General features: G+C 73.2%; 15 protein-coding genes. 7 read left to right on the forward strand and 8 right to left on the reverse strand.

From position 1 onward, the window contains the following. The first annotated feature begins 76 nt into the window (after nucleotides 1-76). The 3 genes from QC282_RS08525 to QC282_RS08535 all read left to right on the forward strand — a co-directional run bounded on the left by QC282_RS08525 (nucleotide 77) and on the right by QC282_RS08535 (nucleotide 3,815). The gene (locus QC282_RS08525; RefSeq protein ID WP_279548620.1) at nucleotides 77-1,558 is read left to right on the forward strand and encodes an alpha/beta hydrolase; all 1,482 of its coding nucleotides are present in this window, start codon (nucleotides 77-79) and stop codon (nucleotides 1,556-1,558) included. Nucleotides 1,559-1,676: 118 nt separating this feature from the next. Further along, nucleotides 1,677-2,873: an NAD(P)/FAD-dependent oxidoreductase gene (locus QC282_RS08530; RefSeq protein WP_279548621.1), complete on the forward strand. Its 1,197-nt coding sequence runs from the start codon at nucleotides 1,677-1,679 to the stop codon at nucleotides 2,871-2,873. 45 nt (nucleotides 2,874-2,918) lie between these two features. Beyond that, nucleotides 2,919-3,815, forward strand: a complete 897-nt coding sequence (locus QC282_RS08535) for an RNA polymerase sigma-70 factor (RefSeq protein WP_279548622.1) — start codon at nucleotides 2,919-2,921, stop codon at nucleotides 3,813-3,815. A 76-nt stretch (nucleotides 3,816-3,891) separates the two neighbouring features. On the opposite strand, the gene moeZ is transcribed toward QC282_RS08535, so the two are convergent. The 7 genes from moeZ to QC282_RS08570 all read right to left on the reverse strand — a co-directional run bounded on the left by moeZ (nucleotide 3,892) and on the right by QC282_RS08570 (nucleotide 13,276). Continuing rightward, nucleotides 3,892-5,070 carry an adenylyltransferase/sulfurtransferase MoeZ gene (gene moeZ / locus QC282_RS08540; RefSeq protein WP_279548623.1) on the reverse strand — a complete coding sequence of 393 codons (1,179 nt, stop codon included), beginning with the start codon at nucleotides 5,068-5,070 and terminating at the stop codon, nucleotides 3,892-3,894. Between the two features lie 63 nt (nucleotides 5,071-5,133). After that, nucleotides 5,134-5,904 carry a spherulation-specific family 4 protein gene (locus QC282_RS08545; RefSeq protein WP_279548624.1) on the reverse strand — a complete coding sequence of 257 codons (771 nt, stop codon included), beginning with the start codon at nucleotides 5,902-5,904 and terminating at the stop codon, nucleotides 5,134-5,136. Beyond that, complete coding sequence (locus QC282_RS08550) at nucleotides 5,892-6,854, reverse strand: NAD(P)-dependent oxidoreductase (RefSeq protein WP_279548625.1); 963 nt, start codon at nucleotides 6,852-6,854, stop codon at nucleotides 5,892-5,894. Before QC282_RS08550 ends, QC282_RS08545 begins: the two co-directional genes overlap by 13 nt. Before the next feature lie 396 nt (nucleotides 6,855-7,250). Continuing rightward, nucleotides 7,251-8,519: a hypothetical protein gene (locus tag QC282_RS08555; RefSeq protein WP_279548626.1), complete on the reverse strand. Its 1,269-nt coding sequence runs from the start codon at nucleotides 8,517-8,519 to the stop codon at nucleotides 7,251-7,253. Beyond that, entirely contained in the window at nucleotides 8,520-10,322 is a 1,803-nt protein-coding gene (locus QC282_RS08560; protein WP_279548627.1) for a DUF3492 domain-containing protein, read from the reverse strand. 261 nt (nucleotides 10,323-10,583) lie between these two features. Further along, complete coding sequence (locus QC282_RS08565; protein WP_279548628.1) at nucleotides 10,584-12,173, reverse strand: DUF3152 domain-containing protein; 1,590 nt, start codon at nucleotides 12,171-12,173, stop codon at nucleotides 10,584-10,586. Nucleotides 12,174-12,181: 8 nt separating this feature from the next. After that, entirely contained in the window at nucleotides 12,182-13,276 is a 1,095-nt protein-coding gene (locus tag QC282_RS08570) for an alpha/beta hydrolase (protein ID WP_279548629.1), read from the reverse strand. A gap of 240 nt (nucleotides 13,277-13,516) precedes the next feature. Between QC282_RS08570 and QC282_RS08575 the strand changes: the two genes are divergently transcribed. The 4 genes from QC282_RS08575 to QC282_RS08590 all read left to right on the forward strand — a co-directional run bounded on the left by QC282_RS08575 (nucleotide 13,517) and on the right by QC282_RS08590 (nucleotide 15,597). Then, nucleotides 13,517-13,741 carry a hypothetical protein gene (locus tag QC282_RS08575; protein WP_279548630.1) on the forward strand — a complete coding sequence of 75 codons (225 nt, stop codon included), beginning with the start codon at nucleotides 13,517-13,519 and terminating at the stop codon, nucleotides 13,739-13,741. A 323-nt stretch (nucleotides 13,742-14,064) separates the two neighbouring features. After that, the gene (locus tag QC282_RS08580; protein ID WP_279548631.1) at nucleotides 14,065-14,709 is read left to right on the forward strand and encodes a TetR/AcrR family transcriptional regulator; all 645 of its coding nucleotides are present in this window, start codon (nucleotides 14,065-14,067) and stop codon (nucleotides 14,707-14,709) included. A 146-nt stretch (nucleotides 14,710-14,855) separates the two neighbouring features. Beyond that, on the forward strand, nucleotides 14,856-15,083 hold the full coding sequence (locus QC282_RS08585; RefSeq protein WP_055606898.1) for a DUF3107 domain-containing protein: 228 nt from the start codon (nucleotides 14,856-14,858) through the stop codon (nucleotides 15,081-15,083). Between the two features lie 244 nt (nucleotides 15,084-15,327). Beyond that, nucleotides 15,328-15,597, forward strand: coding sequence for a hypothetical protein (locus QC282_RS08590; protein WP_279548632.1), 270 nt, complete (start codon nucleotides 15,328-15,330; stop codon nucleotides 15,595-15,597). A gap of 103 nt (nucleotides 15,598-15,700) precedes the next feature. On the opposite strand, the gene QC282_RS08595 is transcribed toward QC282_RS08590, so the two are convergent. Continuing rightward, entirely contained in the window at nucleotides 15,701-16,438 is a 738-nt protein-coding gene (locus QC282_RS08595) for a ferritin-like fold-containing protein (protein WP_279548633.1), read from the reverse strand. Nucleotides 16,439-16,555: the final 117 nt, after the last annotated feature.

The raw sequence follows: 16,555 nt of genomic DNA on the forward strand, positions 1-16,555 counted from the left end.
CTTCGGGCGGTCCGTCTACGATGACGGGAAAGCCATCCGCTGCACGGTGCGGACGGCCTGCGAGGGGGGATGCGGCATGGGGCGTTTCGTACGGTGGACGGCGCTGGCGGCCGCCGCGGCGCTGCTGACGGCGGGGTGCGGCGGCGGGTCCGGCGAGGAGAGCGGCCCGCTGACGGAGCAGCGGCTCGACTGGGGGCGCTGCGAGTCGAGCGCGGGCTCCCCCGCCCCGGGCGGCGACTGGCAGTGCGCGACGCTCAAGGCGCCGCTGGACTGGTCGAAACCGGACGGCGAGACGATCGGCCTCGCCCTGATCCGCTCCAAGGCACGCGGGGAAAAGCGCCTGGGCTCGCTGCTGTTCAACTTCGGCGGTCCGGGCGGCTCGGGAGTGTCCGCGCTGCCGGGGTACGGCGACACCGTCGCCGCTCTCCACGACAGGTACGACCTGGTGAGCTGGGACCCGCGCGGAGTGGCCGCCAGCGAGGGGGTCCGCTGCCGCGGCGACAAGGAGATACGGGCCGCCGAGTCGCTGGACGCCACCCCGGACTCCCCGGCGGAGGAGCGGACCTACCTCGGTGACGCCGCCGACTTCGGCAGGGGCTGCCAGGAGTCCGCCGGCAGACTGCTGGAGCACGTCTCGACCACCGACACCGCCCGCGACCTGGACCTGATGCGCCAGGTCCTCGGCGACGACAAGCTGCACTACTTCGGCATCTCCTACGGCACCGAACTCGGCGGGGTCTACGCCCACCTGTTCCCGGAGCGGGTCGGGCGCCTGGTCCTCGACGCGGTCGTCGACCCGACCGCCGACACGGTGGGCCACGCCGAGAACCAGACACGGGGCTTCCAGCGCGCCCTGCACGACTACCTGAGGTCCACCGGGCAGGCCCCGGAGCAGGGAACACGCAAGATCGCGGCGCTGCTTGACCGGCTCGACGCACAGCCCCTGAAGACGTCCGCCTCCGACCGGAAGCTGACGCAGACGCTTGCGGTCACGGGCATCGCCCTCGCGATGTACAGCGAGAGCTTCTGGCCGGACCTGACCGATGCCCTGGACGCGGCGGACGAGGGCGACGGCTCCAAGCTGCTGGCGCTCGCCGACCAGTACAACGACCGCGACCCGTCGGGGCACTACGGCACGACGACGCACTCCCAACGCGTCATATCGTGCCTGGACGACAGGCAGCGGCCGTCGGCCGAGGAGACGAGGAAGCTGCTGCCGCGCTTCGAGAGGATCTCCCCCGTCTTCGGGGAGTTCCTGGCCTGGGACACGGCCGGCTGGTGCCACGACTGGCCGGTGCCCGGGCAGCACGACACCCCGGACGTGAGCGCGCCCGGCGCGGCACCGGTCCTGCTCGTCGGCAACACGGGCGACCCGGCGACGCCGTACGAGGGGGCCCGGAAGATGGCGGACGAGCTCGGCGAGGACGTCGGTGTGGTCCTCACCTGGCGGGGCAAGGGCCACGGCGCCTACGGCAGCGGCAGCCCATGCGTCGACTCCGCGGTCGACGCGTACCTGCTGGACGGCACGGTGCCGCGGGACGGCAAGGTCTGCTCGTGAGGGCAGCCGGGACTTCACCGCCGAGCCCACGAGAAGGAAGTGATCTGCCTCACTTGCTGTCACAGCGATCGATCCGGCGGTGTCTTGAGGTCGAGCCCGTGGAAACGAAGGAGACACCATGGCTGAGAACACCGACGTGATCGTGGTCGGCGGCGGATACGCCGGCGTGATGGCGGCCAACCGGCTGACCCGGCGCGACGACGTGACCGTGACCCTGATCAACCCGCGGCCGGCCTTCGTCGAGCGGATCCGCCTGCACCAGCTGGTGGCCGGCTCCGACGACGCGGTCGTCGACTTCACGGAAGTCCTGGCGGAGGGCGTCCGGTTGGTGGTCGACACAGTGACACGGATCGACGCGGCCGAGCGCACGGTGACGTTGGCGGACGGCGGCTCCGTCGGCTACGACTACCTGATCTACGCGGTGGGCAGTGGCAGCGCCGACCCGCAGGTGCCAGGAGCGGCCGAGTTCGCCCACCCCATCGCCGGCTTGGAGGAGGCGGAGCGGCTGCGGCAGGTCGTCGCCGCCGCGCCCGCGACGGCCGCGGTGACGGTGGTCGGGGCCGGTCCGACCGGCATCGAGACCGCCGCCGAGCTGGCGGAGGAGGGCCGCGCCGTGACCCTGGTCTGCGGTGGGGTGCTCGGCCCGTACCTGCACCCTCGCGGCCGGCGCTCGGTTGCCAAGCGGCTGGCCGCACTCGGTGTGACCGTGGTCGACGGGCCCGACACGAAGGTGACGGCCGTGACGCGCGATTCCGTGCGGCTCGGCGGCGGCCGCGAGCTGCCGAGCGAGGTGACCATCTGGACCGCCGGATTCGGCGTACCCGACCTGGCCGTTCGCAGCGGGCTGAGCACCGACGCGCTGGGCCGGCTGCTCACGGACGAGACGCTGACGAGCGTGGACGACACCCGCGTCGTGGCGGCCGGGGACTCGGCGGCGCCGTCGGGCCTGCCGTTCCGGATGAGCTGCCAGGCCGCGGGACCGCTGGGCGCGCAGGCCGCCGAAACGGTGCTCAGCCGGATCGCGGCGCAGGAACCCACGCCGGTCGACGTCGGGTTCACCGGCCAGTGCATCAGCCTGGGGCGTCGTGTTGGCGTCTTCCAGTTCGCCCACAAGGACGACACCGCGAGGAAGCTCTACATCGGCGGCGGCCTGGGCGGGAAGATCAAGGAGTTCGTTTGCAAGCACACCATCAAGCAACTGGCGGACGAGGCGAGCAAGCCCGGTTCGTTCGCCTGGCGGAAGGATGACAAGCGCCGGCAGGTGCTGGAGGCCGGGCGCGGCGCGGCACAGGCCGCCGCCGAGCGGACAGCCTGACCCCGTACGCGTGGTCGGCCGACCACGAAGGAAAGAGGCCGAGACATGAGCGACCACGTCACCGACCCGGCGACCGAGACGTTCGTCGCCCACCGCAACCTGCTGTTCACCGTTGCCTACGAGATGCTCGGATCGGCGGCCGACGCCGAGGACGTCCTGCAGGAAACGTGGCTGCGGTGGGTCGGCGTCGACCTGGAACAGGTACGCGACAGGCGCGCCTACCTCGTCCGGATCACCACCCGGCAGTCGCTCAACCGGCTGCGCACGATGCAGCGCCGCAAGGAGGCGTACGTCGGCCCCTGGCTGCCGGAGCCGATGCTCACCGCGCCGGACGTCGCCGAGGACGCCGAGCTCGCCGAGAGCGTGTCCATGGCGCTCATGCTCGTCCTCGAAACGCTGTCACCGACCGAACGCGCCGTCTTCGTACTGCGCGAGGCCTTCGACGTGAGCTCCGACGAGATCGCGGCCGCGGTCGGCAAGAGCCCCGCGGCCGTCCGCCAGATCGCGCACCGCGCCCGCCGGCACGTCGAGGCCCGGCACCCGCGCGAGGTCGTCTCCCCGGGGGAGACCCGGGCGGCCCTGGAGTCGTTCCAGCGCGCGCTCGAAACCGGCGACCTGCAAGGGGTCCTCGACGTGCTCGCCCCCGAGGTGGTCCTGGTGAGTGACGGCGGCGGACACAAGCACGCCGCGCTGCGGCCGGTCGTCGGCGCCGACAAGGTGGCGCGCTTCTTCCTGGGCGTCATGGACAAGAAGGAAGGCACGGTCACCGCCGTGCCCACCATGGCCAACGGCAACCCGGCACTCGTCGCACGCGTGGACGGCGAGATCGACGGCATCCTGGCGGCCCGCGTCACCGGCTCCCGCATCACCGGCCTCTACTACGTCCGCAACCCGGAGAAACTGACCCGGGTCGAATCCGAGATACCGCTCACGCTGCGCTGAGACGACGGAAGCCCGCGGCGTCCGAACTGGTCGGAGCCGCGGGCCCCGTGAGGCACGCCGGTCGGCGAGACCGCTGCTAGTACACCGGCTTGTGGGGCTCGATCTGGTTGACCCAGCCGATCACGCCGCCGCCGACGTGCACGGCGTCGGCGAAGCCCGCGGACTTCAGGACCGCGAGGACTTCCGCACTGCGGACACCCGTCTTGCAATGCAGGACGATCTTCTTGTCCTGCGGAAGGCCCTCCAGGGCGGTGCCCATGAGGAACTCGTTCTTCGGGACGAGACGGGCACCGGGGATGGAGACGATCTCGTACTCGTTCGGCTCGCGGACGTCGATGATCTCGATGCCCTCGCCGTCGTCGATCCACTCCTTGAGCTGCTTCGGAGTGATCGTGGAGTCGGCGGCCGCGGCCTGCGCCTCCTCGGAGACGACGCCGCAGAAGGCCTCGTAGTCGATGAGCTCGGTGACGGTCGGGTTCTCGCCGCAGACCGCGCAGCCCGGGTCCTTGCGGACCTTGACCTGGCGGTACTGCATCTCCAGGGCGTCGTAGATCATCAGCCGGCCGACCAGGGGCTCACCGATGCCGGCGAGCAGCTTGATGGCCTCGTTGACCTGGATGGAGCCGATGGACGCGCACAGCACGCCGAGCACGCCGCCCTCGGCGCAGGAGGGGACCATGCCGGGGGGCGGGGGCTCCGGGTACAGGCAGCGGTAGCAGGGGCCGTGCTCGGACCAGAACACGGAGGCCTGGCCGTCGAAGCGGTAGATCGAACCCCACACGTAGGGCTTGTTGAGCAGCACGCACGCGTCGTTGACCAGGTAGCGGGTCGCGAAGTTGTCCGTGCCGTCGACGATGAGGTCGTACTGGCTGAAGATGTCCATCACGTTGTCGGCCTCGAGCCGCTCCTCGTGAAGGACCACGTTCACGTACGGGTTGATGCCCTTGACCGAGTCGCGGGCGGACTCGGCCTTGGAGCGGCCGATGTCGGCCTGGCTGTGGATGATCTGGCGCTGCAGGTTCGACTCGTCGACCTCGTCGAACTCCACGATGCCGAGCGTGCCGACGCCCGCTGCGGCCAGGTACATCAGCGCCGGCGAGCCCAGGCCGCCGGCGCCCACACAGAGCACCTTGGCGTTCTTCAGCCGCTTCTGCCCGTCCATCCCGACGTCGGGGATGATCAGGTGGCGGGAGTACCTGCGGACCTCGTCTACGGTGAGCTCGGCGGCCGGCTCGACCAGGGGTGGCAGCGACACGGGGACTCCGTTGGTCGGTCAATCACTACGGTTGTTCTCCCCGTAACACTGCCATGGGCTTTTTCATTCCGAGACACCCGTTCCGATCCGCGAGACGATTTCGTCCCAGTAGCCGGGCATGGTCTCGAAGGGCTCGACGCGGCCGCCGTGGTCGGCGGGTCCGTCGGGGGTGCCGGTCCGGTCGGTGAAGAAGATCGTCGCGGCGCCCTGCCAGCGGGCGATGCGCAGCGCCTCGTCCAGGTGGGGCAGGGGCAGACCGTGCACGAAGTGGCAGAAGCGCTCGGGCGGATGGTCCGCCGTCCACTCGGCCACCTGCGACCAGCGGTAGTCGCTCCAGGTGCCGGAGAAGGTGACCAGCTGGTCCGCGCTGTCGGCGTAGCCGGGGTGCGGGTGGGTGCCGTGGCCGAAGACGATGTGGGCATCGTCGCGGATGGCGCGGAGCGTGGTGGTGGTGCGGCGCACCTCGGGGAGCGCGCCGCTGTCGGTGGGGCAGCGGTCCAGGAGGAACCCGTCGACCTGGTACCAGTCGAGGTACCGGTGGGCCTCGGAGACCAGATCGCCGAAGGAGCGGGCGCCGCGGTCGGCGTCGAGGTGGCCGAGGACGCGGATGCCCGCGTTGCGCAGCCGGCCCGCGGCCTCCAGGCAGTGCGGGTCGGGCTGCGAGCCGGGGCCGTCGGCGACGTTGAGGACGACCCAGTCCAGGGGGGTGCCGGGGCGGGTGAGCCGGGCCCACTCCGCCGGGGCGAGCAGTGGGTGCGCATAGCCGGGGACACCGAGGCCGGTGCGGACGCCGGTGCTCGCGGTGCCCGCTCTGGTGCTGGTCAGATACGGCATGCCGCCTCCATCCAGATGTCGGCGAGGGACTCTTCGAGGTTGATCCGGGGCCGCCAGCCGAGCCGGTCGCGTGCGGTGCGCACGTCGGCCTGCTGCCAGCTTCCGCAGCCGTCGGGGTAGGGGTAGGCGATCGGGGCCGCGTGGTCGGGGTCGGGGCGGGGGTGCCCGATGGTCGGCCGGAGGTGGCCGCCGGGCGGGCCGTCGAGTTCGTGCAGGGCGCCGCCGTAGCCGGCGACGCGGGCGAGGACCGCGGCGGCGTCGCGCAACCGGACGGCCCGGCCGGAGCCGATGTTGATGACGCCCTGCGCCGCGGAGAGGGAGGCGGCGTGCACGGCCCGGGCCACGTCACGGACGTCGACGAAGTCGCGCTGGGCGCCGAGACCGCCGAGCTTGAGTTCGCCGTCGCCGGACTGCATCGCGCGGCGCATGGCCTCGGCGAGGCGGCCGAGGGGCGAGCCGGCGGGGGTGCCGGGGCCGGCGGGCGAGAAGACGCGGAGGACCACGGCGTCCAGGCCGGAGCCGAGGACGAGTTCGGTGGCGGCGAGCTTGCTCACGCCGTACGGGCCGCCGGGGCGGGGCACCGCGTCCTCGGCCGTGGACGAACCGGGCTGGCTGGGGCCGTACTCGGCGCTGCAGCCGATCTGCACCAGGCGGGCGCCGCAGCCGCTGCGGCGCAGGGCCTCGCAGACGGTGGCGACGGCGACGGTGTTGTGCCGGGTGAGTTCGCGGGCGCCGCCCCGGGTGGCGCCGGCGCAGTTGATGACGACGCCGGGGTGGACGGCGTCGAGGAAGCGGGTGAGCGCGCCGGGGCTGCCGGAGGCGAGGTCGAAGCGGACGTCGGCGTCGTCGCCGCGGCCGAGGGCGGTGAGCTGGACGGCCGGGTCGGCGAGCAGGCGGTCGGCGACGTAGCGGCCGATGTAACCGCCTGCTCCGATCAGCAGGACCCTCATCGGGCGGCTCCCGGGGTGCGTGCTCCGGCGGGTGCCGGGGCGCCGGGTCGGGAGGTGGTCATGTGGTGGTCTCCTTCACGGGGGTGGTGCCGAAGGGGTGGTGCGGGTGCCTGCGTTGGGCGGGCGGTGGCCCCTTGGCGTCTCGCGGCGGCGGGGGCTTCGCCGAGGAGTCGTCGGGTCGCGGGGTGGCCCGGCCGGGGCGGGTCCGTGCGCGGGGCCCGGTACGGCGGGGGTGGGTCCGTGCGCGGGGCCCGGTACGGCGGGGGTGGCGCGTACGGGGACTCGGCGGGGGCGCGGGGCCGGCTTCGGCGGAGCGCGCGTGCGTGGGCTGGGCGGGGTGGGCCCCGGTGGTCTCTGCGGGGTCGGCGTGCGCAGAGGCGCGCGGGGCGGGGCGCGTCAGCATGGGCGCTCCGGGGTGGCGTGGGCCGAGGCGCGGGTCAGGGTCCGGGTCGCGTGGATCAGCAGGGTCAGGGCGGTCGCACCGCAGGCCAGGGCGGGGACGGCGGATGTGCCCCAGGCGGTGACGAGGGTGTCCACGGGGACGGCGAGGAAGCCGCAGCCGGGCAGGCGGCCGGCGAAGACCGTGGCGAGGGCAAGCCCTTCGGCCGTCGCGGCGGCCGTGAGGACCAGCCCGGGGGCGTGGGTGAAGCCGTGGACGGTGAGGAGGCGGGCGAGGAACAGCAGGGCGCCCAGGGTGAGTGCCTTGGCGAAGGCGGCGGGCTCGCCGAGAGCGGTGCCGCACAGCGCGACGAGTGCGGCCAGCGCGCCCAGGAACAGGGCGAACGCGCCGAGCAGCAACGGCCGTACGGAGGCCGCGAATTCCTCCAGGCCGCGGCTGGCCGCCAGTCTGCGGCGGGCGCGGGTGGCGAAGAGGTGGGCGCTCAAGGCGGCGGGTGCGCAGGCCAGGGCGAGGGCCAGGACCGGGGCCGTCGTGAGCGGCCAGGGGCCGTCGGTGTCGCCGGTGGGCAGGCTGTCGGGGCCGCCCATGACGGCGGCTGCCAGCAGGCCGTCGCCGAGGAGGGCGTATCCGACGAGCCAGCAGGTCCAGAGGCCGGTGCCGTGACCGGGCGGGCCGGCCGGGGCGCCGCGGCCGGCGGGGCTCAGCGGGCCTCGGCGCAGCGCCGTGCGCAGGCTCAGGATGACGGCGAGGGCGCCCGCCACGGCGGCGATCAGCCGGGCCTGCCCGTCGGTGAGCCGGAGCGCGGCAACGGTCGCCGCGCACAGTGCTCCGGGCAGCAGGGTGAGGAGCATCCAGCGGGCCCGCGCCACGGGGGCGGCCGGGGCGGCGGGGCGCGACGGCGGCGCCTGCGTGTCGCGGGGGACGCGGGCGTACATCTCCTCCGCGAGCGAGAAGACGTCCCGGTGCCGGAAGCGGGCCGCCGTCCGGTCGGTGACGCCGTGGGCCTCGAGGCCCGCCGCGATCTCCAGGGCGTCGACGGCCCGTTCGCACAGGTCCCGGTGTCGGTGCAGGAGTGCCTTCACCGGGTCGGCGGCGCGACGGGCGGAGGTCCGCCGTCGGCTGCCGGGGGTCGCCCCGGATTCCCGCGCGGCAGCGGCGGCCGACGGGTCTGGGTTCTCCTCCCCCGGCGCCTCCCGGGACCGTTCGTCCCGGGCGCCGGGGCTGTCCGGGGTGCCGGGCAGGTCCAGTTCTCCGAGGCCGCCCATTTACGCTCCCTCCCGGGCGGAAGCCGGCACGGAAGCCGAAGCCGAGCCGGAAGCCGACGCACGGGCCGAACCCGGGCCCGAACCCGGGCCGAAAGCCCGCGCACGGGCCGGGGCCGCCGCCGCAACCGGGACCGGCGCCGCGTCCGGCATCGCCCAGCCGGGTCCGCCCCGGGCCACGAGCCGAGCCGTGGGGTCGGTCCAACGGCCGGGCACATGGGACTCGGCCGGCGCGGCGAACGGCAACGGGTCCCCCGCGTCGTCCAGAACGACGCGACGGACGGGGGTGTGCGAGACGATCTCCAGGTAAATGCCGTGAAATGCCGCGACGTTCTGCTCGACGGTGAACAGTTCGAGCGCACGGGCGCGTGCGGCGGCCCCGAGGCGCTCACGGCGCTCCGGGTCGCGCATTAGTGCCACGCACGCCTCGGCGAGCGCCCGCGGATTGCGCGGCGGTACGACGAGACCCGTGCCGCCGATGACCTCCACGACCGCGCCGACGTCGGTGGACACCGTCGCGCGCCCGCAGAGCATGGCCTCGACCAGGCTGACGGGGAAGCCCTCGACGACGCTGGACAGCACGACGACGGCGCCGGAGGCGTACGCGTCGGCGGGGGTGGGCAGTTCGGGGCCGCCGATCTCCTCGAAGGACACCGGGTTGGCGCCCACGGAGTGCGGCCCGTCCGCCTCGTCGGGAAAGAGCTGCGCGGCCAGCACCCGGCAGTGGCCGAGATAGGCCTCGCCCTCGGGACCCGCGGGGGCGCCGACGACGCGCAGCCGGGCCCTCGGCTCCTCCTTGCGGACCTCGGCGAAGGCGTGCAGCAGGGAGACGATGTCCTTCGCGGGTTCCACCCGGCCGACCCAGACGAGCGTGTCCGGGTCGGCGTCCTCGGGCGCCTCGCCGACCTCGGCGAACGGGCCGGCGTCCATGCCGGGGTAGACGGTGCGGAGCTTGGCGCGGTCGGCGCCGCAGCGTTCCTGCCAGCGCCGGGCGTGGGTGTTGCCGGGGGTGATCACCGCGGCGCGCCGGTAGGTCTCGGCGGCGAGCCCGCCGTGGAAGGCGGCGAGCAGGGACCGCACGGCGGGCGGGGCCTCTCCGGCGGTCAGGTAGTGCGACCGCAGCTGCACCCCGTACTCGGTCACCAGCAGCGGTACGCCGTGGAAGTGCCCGGCGAGCAGCCCGGGCAGCGCGGCGGCGCCGGAGGTCGCGTGGCACAGGTCGGCCGCGCCGAGCCCGTCGTCCTCGTACCAGTCGAGGGAGAGGGGGCGCAGCGCGCGTTCCAGGTGCGCGGCGACGGCGAGCAGGTCGGGGACGCGGGCCTCGCGCGCCGCCCGGTCGGCGCCGGGCGCGCGGCAGGCACGCTCCAGGGCGCGTACGGCGGTCTCGGAACGGAGGGCGCCGACGAGACCTCCTTCGTCGCGGGCGAGTTCGGCGAGGCCGTAGAGGGCGTCGGCGAAAGTGCTGAAACGGTCCGCCTCAGTGGCGGACGACTCCGCGGGGGCGCCGACGGGGCCCGCCGCGCACACCGCCGACGCCAGCGCGTCGTAGCACTCGGCGAAGCGCCGGCGCGCACGGCGCCCGTACAGCACCCCGTCGTCCTCGGCGGTCCACAGGGGCGCGGTGCGCACCCGGGCGACCTGGGGCGGCAGCGGGATCCGGCCCTCGTCCTCCTGGCGCCGGCTGCGGCTGAGCGCGTAGACGTCGAACTCGTGCCGGCGGAGCCCGCGCACGAGCCGGTCGCACCAGAGTCCGGCGTCACCGTTCACATACGGGTAGCCACCCTCCGTAAGCAGTGCGATGCGCACGAGTGCACCCCCGATCTCCCGTCCAGGGAGCCGCCGTTGACCCGGCGGCTCGCAGCGGGACGAACGTATGCGGACAAGGCGGTGGCGCGATGGACGGTTGTCCGTCGCGCCACCAAAAGGGGTGAACGGTCGTGACTTTCCCGTGCGACTCGCGTTCTGTCGCGCTAAGAGATCAGACGGACACGATGCGTGATACGGCGGCCAACGATCGTGTACACGTCGATGACCCCGTCCCGGCCTGAACCCGGTCCCGCCCGGCTGTCAACGGACCGGATAAGGCCAGGCGTTGGGCAGGCAGCGGATGCCGTTGTACTCCAGGAACTTCGTCTGCTGCTGCATGACCGGCGCGAGGTCGCCGTTCTTGTCGCAGGTGACGTGGCCGTAGCCGAGGCGGTGGCCGATCTCGTGGTTGATCAGCATCTGCCGGTAGGCGTGGATGTCGTCGCCGTACGTCTCGGACCCCTGCGCCCACCGATAAGCGTTGATCATCACGCGCTGCGTGGCGGCCGAGTCGCAGGAGACGTTGTCGACGGTGGTGTCGAGGCCCGACTTGGCGCACCAGTCGGCGGTGGTGCCGGGGCTGGCGAGGGTGATCACGAAGTCGACCTCGCCGGAGTAGACGCGCTCGAAGGTGCGGGCGCCGTTGTGGGCCCAGCTCCGGTCGTCGTTCAGCGTCTTCTGCACGGCCTGCGCGAAGAGTGCGCCGTCGAGCCCGAGCCCTTTCTCGACGTCCACGCGGTAGGTGTACTTCTGCCCCTTCCCGGGCGCCTTGTCGACACCGGGGATGGCCTCGAACTTCCCCGAGCCCTTCAGCTCGGCGCCGAGCGGGTACGTCCTGGCCATCTTCTGCGCGTACGTCAGCGGTGCGGGCGCGGCATCCGAGGGCGCCGGCCGTGCGTCGCCGCGGGAGGCGGAGTCGTCCGTGTCCCGGGACTGCTCGGCGGCCGACTGCGTCGGCGAGTCGGCGCCGTCGGCCCCGTCGGTGACCTGGCCGGCCACGACGACGGCCAGCACGGTGGTCACCGCGGCGGCGGCGATGCCGGTGAACGTGCGGCCCTTGCCGCCCCTGTTCTGCGCGGGCTCACCGGTCGGCGGCGCGTCGTCGTCATCGGCGTCGGTGCGGAGGGTGTGCGGGTCGGTGGTGTCCCCGTCGGCGGGAGACCGGTGGGCACGGGACACAGGGGGTGCGAACACGTCGTCGTCCTCGTCGAAGGCGTCGAGGTATTCCGGCCGTGGTCCGGCCGGGGGCGCCTGTCGCTGCCGCGGGATGGGAACACCCGGTCCTGGTGCTCCGGGCACGCCCGGCACACCATGGCCGGCACCGATCCGCCCACTCAAGTCTCCCCAGCCGCCGCCTGCTTCACGCTGCTCCGGATGGCCACCACGCGCCTGGGGGACACCGTGGGCCGGGGTGCCGTCGGGAAAACGCGGCACACCATGGGCTGGCGTCCCGTCAGCAAAACGCGGCACCCCTTGCGCCGGGGTGCCGTCGGAAAAGCGCGGGACACCGTGAGCAGGCGTCCCGTCAGCAAAACGCGGCACCCCTTGCGCCGGGGTGCCGTCGGAAAAGCGCGGCACACCGTGAGCAGGCATCCCGTCCGGCAGCCACGGGCCGCCCTGTCTCCACGTCCCGTCGGCCGGGCCGGGGGCGCCCTGGGCGGGCGGGGCGGCGTCCGGGACGCGGGGGACGCCGCGCGCGGGTGTGCCGTCCGGCAGCCACAGGCCGCCCTGGGTGCTCGGCGCCGGGCGTGCGGGCGCGGTGTCTGCGGCGGGCGGGCGGCCCTTCCGTGTTCCGGTCGTGTCCGCGGCGGCGCCCTTGGGAGCAGGTCCGCGGCGGCTGTGGCGTCCCACCTCTCGCCTCAGCCCCTCGCGCTCTCGCCGGCACCGTCCGCACCGACCCCCGGCTCACCAGCGTTCTCGGCCATCTCGGCCACCCCAGTCACCCCGTCGGCATCGTCGGCCTCGTCCGCGTCGGCGGACCCGTCGGCCCCCACGCTAGGGCCTCCGGCGTCCGTGAGGAGGTCCCGGACCGCCATTGCCACCGTCTCGGGGTACTCCATCATCGCCACGTGACCCGCCTCCGGGAGCGTCAGCAGCCGGGAGTCGCGGAAGGCGCGGGCGGCCCGCCGGGCCATGCGGAAGCCGACGAGCTGGTCGCGTCCGCCGTAGACGAGGAGGGTCGGGGCGAGGACCCGCTCGGCCTGGCGCCACAGTCCTTGCTGCCCGCCCAGCGTGTACGCGTTGACGATTCCGCGTGCCGAGCGCGCCATCGCGTCCCAGAAGTACGGCAGCCGGAGCCGGCGCTCCATCTCCTCCACGGCGTTGCGGAAGCCCTCCTCCGTCACCCGCCCGGGGTCGCCGTAGCAGAGCGCGAGAACGCCCCGCACCCGCTGCTCCGCCGTCCACTCCCGGGTGATCCGTGTGAACAGCTGCGCGACGCCGGGCAGCGCGAGCAGCCCGGTCGGCACGGCGCTGCGCTGGACGCGGATCTCCGGCAGCGCGGGCGAGACGAGCGTGAGCGTCCGCACGAGGTCGGGCCGCACCGCGGCGACCCGGGTGGTGATCGCGCCGCCGAGCGAGTTGCCGAAGAGGTGCACGGGGCCGCGTCCGGCCGCGTCGAGGTAGCGGATGACCGCGCGGGCGTGGCCGGTGATCGAGTAGTCGCCGTCGTCGGGCGGCGGGGAGTCGCCGAAGCCCGGCAGGTCGAGGGCCTCGCCGTCGACCTCGTCGGCCAGCAGCTGCATCAGCGCCGACCAGTTCAGGGAGGACCCGCCGAGCCCGTGCACGTAGAGGGCGGGCGGCAGTCCGGTGCGCTCCGGCGGGCGCGAACGGATGTTGAGCGTGATCCCGGGCAGCTCGACCGACCTGAGCCGCTCGCCCTCCGCGACCCTCACGGGCGCCACCTTCGGGAGGACTTGAGGTGCCTGCACGGAGGGGAGATCGGTCGAAGACATGCGGCAATGTTACGAGACGATCACGTGCCGATTCACGTGTCGGCGGTCACAGAATCGGCCCGCGGCGAGAACCCGGCACATCCGTGGGTACCCACTCGCACGGACCCCGGCGTGCGCGGTGCGTAACGCCCCGGACGCGGATGGCATGGCGTACGGACCGGGTGTCTCCTAGGCTCGTGCAGAGGGCACCCGCGTGTGGCCCCTGCACACCCAGGGACGTTCGTAGGAAGGGAGCCCGTCATGGCTGTAGATCCCACCGATCCCGAGACCTTCGAGGACGGCGACGAGCAGGAACCCGAGGAGTTCGACGTGGAGGCCCCGGAGGTCGACGCGGCGGAACAGCAGACGGACGTCGCGCCCCGGAGGGACGACCCGCTGACCGGCGTGAACCCGGATCGCGCGAACGAGGCCGACCTGGTCGAGCAGGCCCGGATCGTCTCGCTCGACGAGGACGACTACCGGTGAGCCGGAGCTTTTCGGGACGCAGCTGAACCCGCAGGACGGCAGGGTCGTCGACCGGGCGGGGCGGCGGGACCGACGGAGACGTCCGGCGGGGCAGCAGGGCCGACGGAGACGTCCGGCGGGGCGGCGGCCGGTCGGAAGACCGGAAAAACCTGCGGGAGGAAGCCGTATCCTTCCCCTTCCGATCCTGTTCGAAACGGTCTGCGCGGCTATCGCCGCCGTCCGGTCCGTGAAATTCTGCGCTCGCACCGCGCACAGCACGGTTACCGAAAAGTACGATGGCGGCGCGGCGCACACCGCACATGGACGACTGAGTGGGAGGCGGCGTGACAGCCATCGAGCAGACAGAGGCGGTACGCCCGCGGGGCACGCGCCTGCCGCGCCGTGCCCGACGGAACCAGCTGCTGGGCGCCGCCCAGCAAGTCTTCGTGGCGCAGGGCTACCACGCGGCCGCGATGGACGACATCGCCGAGCGCGCCGGTGTCAGCAAGCCGGTGCTCTACCAGCACTTCCCGGGCAAGCTCGACCTCTACCTGGCACTGCTGGACCAGCACTGCGAGTCGCTGATCCAGTCGGTGCGCAACGCGCTCGCGTCGACGACCGACAACAAGCAGCGCGTGCGGGCGACGATGGACGCCTATTTCGCCTACGTCGAGGACGACGGCGGCGCGTTCCGCCTGGTCTTCGAGTCGGACCTGACGAACGAGCCCGCCGTGCGCGAGCGCGTCGACAAGGTCACCAACGAGTGCGCCGAGGCGATCTGCGACGTCATCGCCGAGGACACCGGGCTGTCGCGCGCCGAGTCGATGCTGCTCGCCTCCGGTCTGGGCGGCCTCGCTCAGGTGGTGGCCCGCTCCTGGCTGCACAGCGACCGCAGCGTGCCGCGCGACCAGGCGGTCCAGCTGCTGACGTCGCTGGCGTGGCGGGGCATCGCCGGTTTCCCGCTGCACGGCATCGACCAGCAGCACTGACCCGGCGGCAGCAGGCCGGGCATTCCCGCCCGCTGTTCGCTCCTGGCGTTCCCGGCCGCAGCGTGTACGTCCCTTCACCGGGCTAATGTGTGCTGCGTACGGCGCGCAAGGTCGCGCACTTCACTGACCGTCGGAGGGACATAGCCGTGGAGGTCAAGATCGGCGTGCAGCACGCGCCGCGCGAGATCGTTCTGGAGAGCGGTCAGAGCGCCGAGGAGGTCGAGCGCGCGGTGGCCGAGGCGCTGGCCGGGAAGTCGCAGCTGCTGAGCCTCGTGGACGAGCACGGCCGCAAGATCCTGGTCCCGGCCGACCGCCTCGCGTACGTCGAGATCGGCGAGCCGGCCCCCCGCAAGGTGGGCTTCGGCGCGCTGTAGGCACGCAGCGGCGCTGCGACGCAGCGAGGAAAGGGCCCGGGGGTCGCGCAGACCAGCCGGGCCCTTCCTGATGCTGCTCGTCTCCCCGCGGGTCTCCCCGCTCGGACCTCCGAGCCGGGCCCCTTCCCGGTCCCTTCACGGATGGCCCACATCCCACCCACAGGGAGGGTTGGATTCCGCAGGTCAGGGGTAATACGGGCTTGGACCGTTTTGGGCAGGGCCGGCCAAGTGGGAGGGACCCGACGTGATCTTTGAAGCACTCAGCTCCGCAGTGCTCGGCCTCGTCCTCGCGTGGGCGGCGGCCCACCGTCTGCCCCACCGGCTCCCGGCCCGCCCGCTCGTGCTGTCGACCGGTGTCGCCGGAGCCCTCTTCGGCGCCTTCGTCACGCGCGGCTCGCTCGACGCCGGCGGCATCCTGCTGACCCTCGCCGGAGCGGTGGCCGTCTCGGTCGCTTCCCTGTCGCTGCTGCTGCGCCCCTCGGGCAGACTGCGCGGACGCTCGGCGACGGCCTGAGCCGCCGCCGCAGGCGCCGCCGTCCGTGACCGCGGGCCGGGTCCACCCGGCCGTCGCGGCACGCAGCACGTCAGCCGGTGCGGTGACCGGCGAACCGGACGGTTCAGGCAGCCAGACCGAGCGCCGCCATCCGCTTTGTGTGCGCCTCGGTGATCCGGGAGAACATCCGGCCCACCTCGGCCAGGTCGAAGCCGTCCGCGACACCGCCCACGAGCATCGTCGACAGCGCGTCGCGCTCGGCGACCACCCGCTGCGACTGCGACAGGGCCTCGCCCATCAACCGCCGTGCCCACAGCGCCAGTCGGCCGCCGACGCGCGGGTCGGCCTCGATCGCGGCGCGCACCCGGTCGACGGCGAACCCGGCGTGGCCCGTGTCGTCGAGCACGGCCAGCACCAGCCGGCGCGAGTCGGAGTCGAGACGGGCGGCCACCTCGCGGTAGAAGTCGCTGGCGATCGAGTCACCGACGTACGCCTTGACGAGCCCTTCCAGCCAGTCCGAGGGCGCCGTCTGCTTGTGGAAGCCCTCCAGCGCCGTGACGAACGGCTCCATCGCGCGGGTCGGCTCCTCGCCGATCTCCGTGAGCCGGTCCCGGAGCCGCTCGAAGTGGTGGAACTCCGCCGACGCCATCTTCGCCAGCTCGGCCTTGTCCTCCAGGGTCGGCGCCAGCTTGGCGTCCTCCGCGAGCCGCTCGAACGCCGCCAGCTCCCCGTACGCGAGCGCGCCGAGCAGGTCCACGACCGCGGCGCGGTACTGCGGTTCGGCGGAGGCCGTCGCCCAGTCCTTGGCGGCGACTCCGGTGTGTTCGGCGGACGTGTCGGAGGCGTTGTCAGGGGTCGTCATGAAGCGCACAATAGCCCGCTCTCCGTCGCCCGGAAGTCCCTGGTCAACCAGTGTGACGACGACTACGTGACCAAATCGGCCATCGCGTGTGCGCGAATCCGGGGTATGGTGGTAATG

This window comes from Streptomyces sp. DH24 (genome assembly GCF_029813775.1).
GTDB lineage: Bacteria > Actinomycetota > Actinomycetes > Streptomycetales > Streptomycetaceae > Streptomyces.